Annotated in this window: 9 protein-coding genes; 2 read left to right on the forward strand and 7 right to left on the reverse strand. The window is 69.8% G+C overall.

The window, feature by feature from the left end; genetic code table 11:
* Nucleotides 1–18 precede the first annotated feature (18 nt).
* Together BKK80_RS00745 and BKK80_RS00750 are read right to left on the reverse strand one after the other, a co-directional pair.
* Nucleotides 19–795: an ABC transporter ATP-binding protein gene (locus BKK80_RS00745; protein ID WP_071010427.1), complete on the reverse strand. Its 777-nt coding sequence runs from the start codon at nt 793–795 to the stop codon at nt 19–21.
* Between the two features lie 384 nt (nt 796–1179).
* Complete coding sequence (locus BKK80_RS00750) at nt 1180–2793, reverse strand: GMC family oxidoreductase (protein WP_071037738.1); 1614 nt, start codon at nt 2791–2793, stop codon at nt 1180–1182.
* Nucleotides 2794–3027: 234 nt separating this feature from the next.
* Between BKK80_RS00750 and BKK80_RS00755 the strand changes: the two genes are divergently transcribed.
* Entirely contained in the window at nt 3028–3906 is an 879-nt protein-coding gene (locus tag BKK80_RS00755) for a LysR family transcriptional regulator (protein ID WP_071010430.1), read from the forward strand.
* A 94-nt stretch (nt 3907–4000) separates the two neighbouring features.
* Here the strand turns inward: BKK80_RS00755 and BKK80_RS00760 are convergent, their stop codons facing one another.
* The 3 genes from BKK80_RS00760 to BKK80_RS00770 all read right to left on the reverse strand — a co-directional run bounded on the left by BKK80_RS00760 (nt 4001) and on the right by BKK80_RS00770 (nt 7939).
* The gene (locus BKK80_RS00760) at nt 4001–4930 is read right to left on the reverse strand and encodes an alpha/beta hydrolase (RefSeq protein WP_071068419.1); all 930 of its coding nucleotides are present in this window, start codon (nt 4928–4930) and stop codon (nt 4001–4003) included.
* Nucleotides 4931–5042: 112 nt separating this feature from the next.
* Complete coding sequence (cueR, locus tag BKK80_RS00765; protein WP_071010432.1) at nt 5043–5471, reverse strand: Cu(I)-responsive transcriptional regulator; 429 nt, start codon at nt 5469–5471, stop codon at nt 5043–5045.
* Entirely contained in the window at nt 5468–7939 is a 2472-nt protein-coding gene (locus BKK80_RS00770) for a heavy metal translocating P-type ATPase (RefSeq protein WP_071068420.1), read from the reverse strand. The genes cueR and BKK80_RS00770 overlap by 4 nt, the downstream gene beginning before the upstream one ends.
* A gap of 187 nt (nt 7940–8126) precedes the next feature.
* On the opposite strand from BKK80_RS00770, the gene BKK80_RS00775 reads away from it, so the two are divergent.
* Nucleotides 8127–8327, forward strand: coding sequence for a heavy-metal-associated domain-containing protein (locus tag BKK80_RS00775; RefSeq protein ID WP_071010434.1), 201 nt, complete (start codon nt 8127–8129; stop codon nt 8325–8327).
* Nucleotides 8328–8410: 83 nt separating this feature from the next.
* On the opposite strand, the gene BKK80_RS00780 is transcribed toward BKK80_RS00775, so the two are convergent.
* Both BKK80_RS00780 and BKK80_RS00785 read right to left on the reverse strand, forming a co-directional pair.
* On the reverse strand, nt 8411–9133 hold the full coding sequence (locus tag BKK80_RS00780) for an OmpW/AlkL family protein (RefSeq protein ID WP_071068421.1): 723 nt from the start codon (nt 9131–9133) through the stop codon (nt 8411–8413).
* A 212-nt stretch (nt 9134–9345) separates the two neighbouring features.
* Nucleotides 9346–10326, reverse strand: coding sequence for a delta(1)-pyrroline-2-carboxylate reductase family protein (locus BKK80_RS00785; protein ID WP_071037735.1), 981 nt, complete (start codon nt 10324–10326; stop codon nt 9346–9348).
* Nucleotides 10327–10371 lie beyond the last annotated feature (45 nt).

A 10371-nucleotide genomic window follows, 5' to 3' on the forward strand; every position in this document is an offset into this window, starting at 1 on the left:
TTCGCCCTGTCGGCGTGCTCAGTGGGCGCCCTGCAGCTCGGCGTCGGCGGTGCCCATATAGGCTTCCATCACGCGCGGGTCCTTCGACACCTCCGCGTACGGGCCCTCGGCGAGAATGGCCCCGCGCTGCAGCACCGTGATCTTGTCGGCGATCGACGAGACCACGTTCATATTGTGTTCGACCATCAGGATGGTGCGCCCCGCCGACACTTTCTTGATCAATTGCGTGACGCGGTCGACGTCCTCGTGACCCATGCCCTGGGTGGGCTCGTCGAGCAGCATCAGCTCGGGCTCCATCGCCAGCGTAGTGGCAATCTCCAGCGCGCGCTTGCGGCCGTAGGGCATGTTCACCGTGACGGTGTCGGCGAACTCGGTCAGGCCGACCTGCTCGAGCAGTTCCATGGCGCGGTCGTTCAGCACTTCCAGCGAACGCTCGCTGCGCCAGAAGTGCATCGCGGTGCCGAGCTGACGCTGCAGGCCGATGCGCACGTTCTCCAGCGCGGTCAGGTGCGGGAACACCGCCGAGATCTGGAAGGAACGGATCACGCCGCGGCGCGCGATCTGCGCGGGCCTCTCGCGCGTGATGTCGATGCCGTTGAAGAGGATGGTGCCGGAGGTCGGCTCCAGGAACTTGGTCAGCAGATTGAAGCAGGTCGTCTTGCCTGCCCCGTTGGGGCCGATCAGCGCGTGGATGGCGCCGCGCCGCACGCGCAGGCTGACATCGCTGACGGCGGTGAACCCCTTGAACTCCTTGGTGAGGTTCCGTGTTTCCAGGATGGTTTCCTGTTGATTCATAGTCTCCTGCCCGCCCTCTTGCTGGATGCCGGCTCGTGCCCGGCACTGACAAATGGTTGGAACCGTCGCGCGCATCTCTCCCGGAGATGTCGTGTCCGCGCTTCGACCGTTCGCGGCACGCCTGGTCCGCGCGCCGCACGTCTTTTATTCTTCTTGCCGCCATGCAGCGCTGCCCGCTGCCCGCGTCTTCCGTGATCGGCCGGAGAGCGCGTGTGCAGGCTGCTGCACGGATTGAGGCGTCTATTGTGTGCGCCTGCTGCGTCGCAAAACATCCGGGTTTGCACTAATCATGAAACATGAACCACGTGTCATGTTCATGACGTCGGTGCGGCCCCTCCGAAGGACGGGATCGCCGCTCGCGCGCAGGCCGCGCACCGCCCTCGCTCAAGCCGTGCGGCGCCAGTCTTCGCGGATCATGTCACTGGCCCGTTCGGCGATCATGATGGTGGGCGAATTGGTGTTTCCCGAGGTGATCAGCGGCATCACCGAGGCGTCCACCACGCGCAAGCCGGCCACGCCGCGCACCCGCAGGCGCGGATCGACCACGGCCTGCTCATCGTCGGCACGGCCCATGCGGCAGGTACCGACCGGATGGAAGATAGTGGTGCCGATCTTGCCGGCCGCCTCGGCCAGCGCCTCGTCGCTCTCCGCGCCGGGACCCGGCAGCCACTCCTGCGGACGGAACGGCGCCAGCGCGGGCGAGGCCACGATGCGCCGCGTCAGGCGCAGCGAATCGGCCGCCACCTTGCGGTCCTCTTCCGTCGACAGGTAGCGCGGGGCGATGACCGGCGGCCGGCGGAAGTCAGCGGCCTCGATATGCACGCTGCCGCGCGAGCTCGGGCGCAGGTTGCACACGCTGGCGGTGAAGGCGTTGAAGCTGTGCAGCGGCTCGCCGAACTTGTCGAGCGAGAGCGGCTGCACGTGATATTCGAGATTGGGGCGCGCCTGGCCGGGATCGGAGCGCGCAAAGGCGCCCAGCTGCGACGGCGCCATGCTCATCGGGCCGCTCTGGTTGACGACGTACTGCAGGCCGATGCCGAGCTTGCCCCACCAGTGCGCGACCTGTGTATTGAGCGTGCGCACGCCGTCCACCTTGACCACCGTGCGCAGCTGCAAGTGGTCCTGCAGGTTCTCGCCGACGCCCGGCAGCGCCTGGCGCACGGCGATGCCGAGCGCGCGCAGGCGTTCCGGCTGGCCGATGCCCGACAGTTCCAGCAGCTGCGGTGTATTGACCGCGCCCGCCGCCAGGATCACCTCGCGCGCGGCGCGGGCCTCGTGCTGCCGGCCGGCGCCGGTGAAGCGCACCCCGGTGCAGCGCTGCCCGTCGAAGGTCAGCTCACTGACCTGGGCACCGGTGATGATGGTCAGGTTGGGCCGATCCGAGGCACCACGCAGGAAGGCCTTCGAAGTGTTCCAGCGGATACCGCGGCGCTGGTTGACCTCGAAATAGCCGACGCCGAAGTTGTCGCCCCGGTTGAAATCGTCGGTGCGCGGAATGCCGGCCTGCTCGGCCGCGTCCATGAAGCGCTCCAGCACTTCCCAGCGCAGCCGCTGCCCTTCGACACGCCATTCACCGCCGGCGCCGTGGAATTCGCTGGCACCGCGATGGTGGTCTTCGCTGCGCTTGAACAACGGCAGCACCTGGTCCCAGCTCCAGCCTTCGTCGCCGCTCAGGCGCGCCCACGCGTCGTAGTCCTCGCGCTGCCCACGCATATAGATCATGCCGTTGATCGAGGACGAGCCGCCCAGCACGCGCCCGCGCGGATAGCCGAGCGAACGCCCGTCCAGCCCGGCCTCGGCCGCGGTGCGGTACAGCCAGTCGGTGCGCGGATTGCCGATGCAGTAGAGATAGCCCACCGGAATATGGATCCAGTGATAGTCGTCCTTGCCGCCGGCCTCCAGCAGCAGCACGTTGACATTGCTGTCCTGGCTCAGGCGGTTGGCCAGCACGCAGCCGGCCGAGCCGGCGCCGACGATGATGTAGTCGTAGGTCTCCATGTTTCCCTTGTCACGTCCTGTCGGTACGGCACCGGAGCGAGTTTGCATTTCCTCATGACCCTGGCGCGCTGCCGCGGTTCCCTGGCAGCGTGCCGTCGCGCGCAGACGGCTGGCATCCCGGCGGGCGACGGCAAGCGTCTCGCATTTGCGCACACCCGTCCAATGATTTATCGTCAAGCCCAATATAAGGATCGCAAAATATTGCAGCGCACTATCGGCTGCTCTCCGCCTGCCGTGGACCTCGTACAACTGCGCGCCTTCGTCGCTGTCGCGCGCGAAGGCAACCTGACCCGCGCCGCGCAGCGGCTGCACCTGACCCAGCCCGCCGTGAGCCTGCAGCTCAAGCACCTGCAGGCGGACTGGCAGCTCCGCCTGTTCCAGCGCACCGCTGCCGGCCTCGTGCTGAGCGCCGACGGCGCCGTGCTGCTGCCGCTGGCCGAACGCATCCTGGAGGCCGCGGGCGACCTGCAGCATACGGTCGGCGCAATGCACCACGCCGTGCGCGGCCAGCTCGCCATCGGCACCATCCTCGATCCCGAATTCACGCGCCTCGGCGTCACGCTGCGCGCCCTGGTCGAGCGCCATCCGCAGATCCGCACCGAACTGCGCCACGGCATGTCGGGCTGGGTGCTGCAGCAGGTACGCGCGGGCGCGCTCGATGCGGGCTTCTACCTCGGGCGTCCGCCCGAGAAGCTGTTCCATGCGCTGGCGCTGACGCCCTTCCGCTACTACGTGGTGGCGCCCAAGGGCTGGCGCGAACGCACCGCCCGGCGCTCCTGGGCGCAGCTTGCCGCGCTGCCGTGGATCTGGACGCCGCCCGAGTCGGCGCACAGCCGGCTGCTGAGCGCGCGCTTCGACAGCGTCGGCGCGGTGCCGGTCAAGGTGGCCCAGGTGGACCAGGAGGCGTCGATGCTGGACCTGGTGCGCTCGGGCGTGGGCCTGTCGCTGGTGCGCGACGCGATCGCACTGCGCGAATCGCACGCGCACGGCCTGGTGGTGCTGGAAGAAATGTCGGTGCAGACCGAGCTGACGCTGGTGACCCTGGCCGCGCGGCGCAACGAGCCGGCCATTGCCGCGCTGTTCGACCTCACCGCCGCGGTGTTCCAGCCCTGAGCCGGGCCATCGGGCAGCCCGGCGGCGTTCCGACGACGCTCAGGTGGCGCTCAGGTGGCGCTCAGGTGGCGCTCAGGTGGCGCTCAGGTGACGATCAGGCCGGCGGCGGCTGCAGCCGCTCGCGCAGCCAGCCGGTGAGCGCCGCCATCACTTCGCCGCGCAAGGGCTCGGCCTCGTTCAGCACTTCATGGAAGCCATGGTCGAACCAGGCCATGCGGCGCAGTTCGGGCGGCGCATGGTCGAAGAAGCGGCGGCTGCCCTCGGCATCGACCACGCGGTCGTCACCGCCGACCAGCATCAGCATCGGTGCTTCCAGCCGCGGCGCCTCGGCCTGCGCGCGCGGCATGCCGCGCAGGAAGACCTCCAGCATGCCGGCGGTGATGGTGGTCTGCACCAGCGGATCGGCACGGTAGGCGGCCACCACCGCCGCATCGTGCGAAAGCGTGCGTGCATCGATCGGATTGGGAATGCGCAGGCGCGGCGCCAGCGTCAGCAGCACCCGCTGCAGCGTCAGCGCGGCGCCGCCCAGCCGCAGCGCCAGCGCCGGCGAGGACAGCACCAGCGCTCGGAGCGGGCGCACGCGCTGGGTGGCGAACCGTGCCGCGACCAGGCCGCCCATGCTGTGGCCGAACAGGAAGGGCAGCTCGTGCCACTGCGCCGTGGCCGCGTCGTAGATCTCGGCCAGGTCGTCGACGAAGACATCGGGACGGTCGGCCACCATGCGCGCGCCACCGCTGGCGCCGTGGCCTCGCTGGTCGTAGGCACGCACGCGCAGGCCGAGCCCGCACAAGACCTGCGCCACGTGCTGGTAGCGGCCGCTGTGCTCGGCCAGGCCGTGCACCAGCAGCACGCTGCCGAGGGCGGCGGGAAAGCGGCTTGCATCGGGTTCCCAGGTGCGCAGCAGCAGTTCGGTGCCGTCACGCATGCGCTGGTGGCTGCGCAGCGCCACGCAGGCCGCCGCGGCTTCGTCGGCGGCGGCGCCTTGCGGCGGCACGGTGCCCGCGTCGGTAGTCGATTGCTCCATCCCTCTCCTCTCCCCCCAAGAGTCAGCCACGCGTCCACCGCACGTCCACCGCACGTCCACCACACGCCCAACCTGCGTCGGCGTACCACCTGGATAGCGCCGGCGAGCGGTCTCAGCCGCAGCACCCCGCCTGCCCGGCCCCGTCACGCTCCATGCCGCAGGCCATGTCGGCCAGGATCGGGCAGTCCGGGCGGTCGTCGCCGCTGCAGGCCTGCGCCAGCCGGTCCAGCGTGTCCCGCATCGACTGCAGTTCGGCGATGCGCTGGTCGAGTTCCGCCACATGCCTGAGCGTCAGCGCCTTGACGTCTGCGCTGGCCCGCGCGCGGTCGTGCCACAGCGACAGCAGGCCGCGGATCTCGTCCAGCGAGAAACCGAGGTTACGGGCACGCCGGACGAAACGCAAGGTATGGACCGCGCGTTCGTCGTAGCGGCGGTAGCCGCCGTCGCTGCGCGGCGCGGCATCGAGCAGGCCGATCGCTTCGTAGTGCCGGATCATCTTGGCGGAGACCCCCGAGGCCTGCGCCGCTTCGCCGATGTTCATGCTGCCTCCTGCGCGGGAACGGACTGGCCGGCGGAAGCGGGCCGCGTGGCGGCGGGCGGCGCCGGGCGCCAGCGCCGCAGCAGCAGCGCGTTGCTGACCACGCTGACGCTGGAGAAGGCCATGGCCGCGCCGGCCAGCATGGGGTTGAGCAGGCCGGCCATCGCCAGCGGGATGCCGACCACGTTGTAGATGAACGCCCAGAACAGGTTCTGCCGGATCTTGCCCACGGTACGGTGCGAGATCGACAGCGCGTCGGCCACCAGCGACGGGTCGCCGCGCATCAGCGTGATGCCGGCCGCCTGCATGGCGACATCGGTACCGGTGGACATGGCGATGCCCACGCTGGCGGCCGCCAGCGCCGGCGCATCGTTGATGCCGTCGCCGACCATCGCCACCACGATGCCGTCGCGCCCGAGCGCGGCCACGCGCTCCGCCTTGTCCTGCGGCAGCACCTCCGCCTGCACCTCGTCCAGCCCCAGCGCGCGGCCCACCTGCGCGGCCGCGCCGCGGTTGTCGCCGGTCAGCATCACCGTGCGGATGCCGGCCGCGCGCAGCCGCGCGATCGCCGCCGGCGCGCCGGGCTTGATCTCGTCGCCGAAGCCCACCAGGCCGAGCACACGCGGCGGCTCGGCCTGCAGCAGCCACGAGACGGTGCGCCCCGCCGCGCGCAGCGCCTCGGCATCGGCCTCCAGCGCGCCGGCCGGCGCGCCCATCGCTGCACGCAGGCCTTCGCTGCCGAGCCGCAGCGCCACACCATCCACGCTGCCGGCCACGCCCTGCCCCGGCAGCGCGCGCAGTTCGTCGGCCAGCACCACGGCCAACCCGCGTGCCTGCGCCGCGGCCAGCACCGCATGGGCCAGCGGATGCTCGCTGCCGGCCTGCAGCGCGGCCAGCCGCGCCAGCAGCGCCGTCTCGGCCTGCGCGTCCTGCCCTGCGGCCGCGCGCAACGCCACCACACGCGGCCGGCCCACCGTCAGCGTGCCGGTCTTGTCGAAGGCCACCACCTTGACGCGGTGCGCCACTTCGAGCGCCTCGGCGTCCTTGATCAGGATGCCGGCGCGTGCGCCGGCCCCGGTGCCGGCCATGATCGCCGCCGGCGTCGCCAGTCCCAGCGCACACGGGCAGGCGATCACCATCACCGCCACGGCGTTGATCAGGCCCGCCTGCCAGTCACTGCCGACGAGGCCCCAGCCCAGCAGCGTCAGCAGCGCCAGCCCCAGCACCACCGGCACGAACACCGCGCTGACCTGGTCGACCAGGCGCTGGATCGGCGCCTTGGCGGCCTGGGCGTGCTCGACCATGCGGATGATGCGCGCCAGCACGGTCTCGGCACCGATCGCCTCGGTGCGCGCCACCAGCAAGCCCTCCTGGTTGATGGCGCCGCCGGTCAGGCGATCGCCGGGCTGCTTCGGCACCGGCAGGCTTTCGCCGGTCAGCATCGACTCATCGGCATGGCTGCGGCCTTCGATCACCACCGCATCGACCGGGATGCGCTCGCCCGGACGCACCACCACCTCGTCGCCGACGCGCACGGCGGCGAGCGGCAAGGTACTCTCGACCCCATCACGGCGCACGCGCGCCGTATCGGGCCGCAGCGCCGCCAGCGCACGGATGGCGTCGGCGGTCTGGCGCTTGGCGCGCGCCTCCAGCCACTTGCCCAGCCGCACCAGCGTGATGACCACGGCGGCGCTCTCGAAGTACAGGTGCGGCATGGCATCGGCCGGCGCGGCCAGCATCTGCCACAGCGACAAGCCATAGGCCGCCGAGGTGCCCAGCGCGACCAGCAGGTCCATATTGCCGGTACCGGCCCGCACCGCCTTGGCGCCGGCCTTGTAGAAGCGCCAGCCGAACACGAACTGCACCGGCGTGGCCAGCAGCCATTGCACCGCGCCGGGCAGCATCCAGTGCACACCGAACCATTCGAGCACCATCGGCGCCACCAGCGGCAGCGACAGCGCGGCCGACAGCGCCACCGGCCAGGGACCGTCCCAGAAGGCCGGACGCGCCTCGCCCGCGGCCGGCCGGCCGCCGTGCGGCACGGCGCCATAGCCGGCCCGCGCCACCGCCTGCACCAGCGTGTCCGCATCGGCGGTGCCGCGCAGCACCGTCACGCTGGCGCGCTCGGTGGCCAGGTTGACCTGGGCCTCCAGCACGCCGGGCACGGCGCGCAATGCGCGCTCCACCCGGCCCACGCAGGAAGCACAGCTCATCTCGCTGACGTCTAGCTCGATCTCCTCGTGCGGCACCGCATAACCGGCCTGCTCGACCGCGCGCGCGGCCGCCGGCAGCACGCTGCCGTCGTCGGCGTGCAAGGTGGCCTGCTCGGTCGCCAGGTTGATGGCCACGTCGTGCACGCCGGGCACCTTCGCCAGCGCGTTCTCGACACGGCGCACGCAGGAGGCGCAGGTCATGCCTTCGATCGGCAGGCGCCATTCAGAGGGGGACAGGGAGGAAGAAGCGCTGGACATGATGGACCGTCGGTTCCGCAATGGGCGATGGACGTAGCATGGACGTTACCATGATGGGAAGGTCAAGGCTGGCGGGCACGCCATGCGACGCATGCAACGCTTGCGCTTCCCACGATGGGAAGGTCCAGACTAGCATCATCGCGATCCCATCATCCAGTCACCCTTTCATCCCTCCAGGAGAAATCAGATGATCCAGTTCCAGGTAGAAGGCATGTCCTGCGGCCATTGCGTCGGCGCCATCACGCGCGCGGTGCAGGCCGTCGATCCGGCCGCGCAGGTGTCGGCCGACGTGGCCGCCCAGGCCGTCCGCGTGGAAAGCCAGGCCGATGTGCTGGCGCTGCGCCAGGCCATCGAGACGGCCGGCTATCCGGTCAAGTCGGTGGCCTGATCCCACATCGCAGGCAAGAAAAAAAGCGCCCCGCGGGGCGCTTTTTCCGTTGCGTGGCGTCGGGCCGCGTCCGAAGACGGAAGTCAGAAGCGATAGCCGACGTTCAGGTAGGTCACGACCGGATCCAGCTTGATCTTGGTATGCGACACGATGGTCACCGGACCGCGCTGGGTGGTGAAGGTGGCGGTGGTCGACAGCGGCAAGTAGGACACGGAGAGACCCACGAACCACTTGTCGGTGATGGCGTAGTTGGCGCCGATGTTGAAGACCGGGTTCCACGACGACTTGGCGCTCGCGCTAATGGAAGCCCCGGGGCCGTAGGTGCCGGTCACGAAGGACTGGTTGGTCACCTGGGCAGCGGTGAACCACGTGTAGTTCACGCCGATGCCGACATAGGGGCGGAGCTTGGTGGTGGCATCGAAGAAGTGGTACTGCACCAGCACCGCCGGGCTCCACTGCCGCACCGAGCCGAGCTTGCCGTACTGGGCGAACGAGCCCTGGCCGGTGATGTCATGCTTGGGCGGGATGCCGGCGACGATCTCGCCCGCGATGTTGTCGGTAAAGAAATGCGTGAAGGCGAGGCCCAGCGTATCGGCCGACTCCACCTTGGCGCCGGTGCCAGGCTGGGGCTGGCCGAACGGCACGCCGTTGACGCTGTCCAGTGTGAGCGGATCCGCCGATCCCGTCGGCATGACCCGGAACCAGCCCAGGCTGACGATATTGCTACCCGCGGATTGTGCCTGCGCAGCACCGGCCAGCAGCATGGCAGCGCCCGCGATCAGCACCTTCTTGTACTGAAAACTCATTCCTCGCACTCCGTCTTCCGATTTCCGATTTCTTGTTCTGAATTTCTGCTGAATCCTGCTGAATTTCCGCGTTACCGCGAGCGTGCATTATCTCGTCAGAAATCGTATGACTGTTTCAAACGCTGCTAGGAATCATAGAAGAACTCACCTAAACCGAGGGTTAACCATCAAGAACTCCCCGGCTATCCGTACAGATGGATCCCAAACTGTGACTAATTTGCCACGGTCGAATCCGCCGCGTCCTGCTGGCTGGCGAGCACGCAGGCCGCGAGGTCCCACAGCGCATAGCCGACGCTCTTGAAGACCAGCGGACTGCCGGCGCGCGCACGGATCGCCTCGGCCTCGAGGACCGCGCTTTCGAACGGCTGCACGCGCGCCCAGTCGACGCCGGCCTGCAGCAGGTCGCCGGCTTCTTCCTCGATGCCGAACAGGGTATCGGCCAGCAGCCGCCCGGCCTGCTGCGCCGCCAGGCAGAGGCGCGCGGGCAGCTCGCACATCTCGGGCCGGAAGGCCCCCACCGCGGCCACGAAATGATCATCGCGCCACAGGCCGCCATCGAGATCCGGCAGCACCGGGCTGAGGCTGGACGTCACCGTGACCACCATCGACACGCGCGGCAGCACCGTCGCCACCGCGTCCGCCACCTCGGCCTCGACACCCAGTGTGCGCGCGTGCGCCACCAGCGCCTGCGCCTTGTCCCGTGTGCGCGAGTGCACCCATACGCGCCGCACCGGCAGGCCGGCCACGAAGGCCTCGAGGTGCGTCAAGGCCTGCACGCCCGCGCCGACGATCAGCAGTTCGCCATCCGGGCGCGCGGCGAAGGACTGGGCTGCCAGCAGCGACACGGCCGCGGTGCGGCGGCCCGTGACGGTCGGGCCGTCCAGCAGGGCGATCCGCTCGCCGGTGCCGGCCCGCGCCACCACCACCTCGCCCAGGATATTGGGCAGGCCGCGGCGCGGGTTGTCCGGATGGACGGTGATGTTCTTGGTCATCACCAGCTCCGCATTGCAGGCGGGCATCACCAGCAGCGTGCCGGCGCCCGCCTCGGCGTCGCCCACCGGCAAGGCGATGCGGGGCGGCGCCTTGGCCGTGCCGGCGCGCAGTTCGGCCAGCATGGCGGCGATGGCGCGCGCCAGTGCGGGATATGGCAGGCGCGCCGCGGTGCTGGCGGCATCGAGAACGGCGAATGACATGACGGGCCTCGCGATGGCAGGAAAAGGAAGACAGGGAAAACAGGG

It is taken from the genome of Cupriavidus malaysiensis (assembly GCF_001854325.1).
GTDB lineage: Bacteria > Pseudomonadota > Gammaproteobacteria > Burkholderiales > Burkholderiaceae > Cupriavidus > Cupriavidus malaysiensis.

Coding starts and splice junctions, on each gene's coding strand:
- BKK80_RS00780 (WP_071068421.1), bottom strand. CDS start 9,133: ATGAGTTTTCAGTACAAGAAGGTGCTGATCGCGGGCGCTGCCATGCTG.
- BKK80_RS00760 (WP_071068419.1), bottom strand. CDS start 4,930: ATGGAGCAATCGACTACCGACGCGGGCACCGTGCCGCCGCAAGGCGCC.
- cueR (WP_071010432.1), bottom strand. CDS start 5,471: ATGAACATCGGCGAAGCGGCGCAGGCCTCGGGGGTCTCCGCCAAGATG.
- BKK80_RS00785 (WP_071037735.1), bottom strand. CDS start 10,326: ATGTCATTCGCCGTTCTCGATGCCGCCAGCACCGCGGCGCGCCTGCCA.
- BKK80_RS00775 (WP_071010434.1), top strand. CDS start 8,127: ATGATCCAGTTCCAGGTAGAAGGCATGTCCTGCGGCCATTGCGTCGGC.
- BKK80_RS00750 (WP_071037738.1), bottom strand. CDS start 2,793: ATGGAGACCTACGACTACATCATCGTCGGCGCCGGCTCGGCCGGCTGC.
- BKK80_RS00770 (WP_071068420.1), bottom strand. CDS start 7,939: ATGTCCAGCGCTTCTTCCTCCCTGTCCCCCTCTGAATGGCGCCTGCCG.
- BKK80_RS00745 (WP_071010427.1), bottom strand. CDS start 795: ATGAATCAACAGGAAACCATCCTGGAAACACGGAACCTCACCAAGGAG.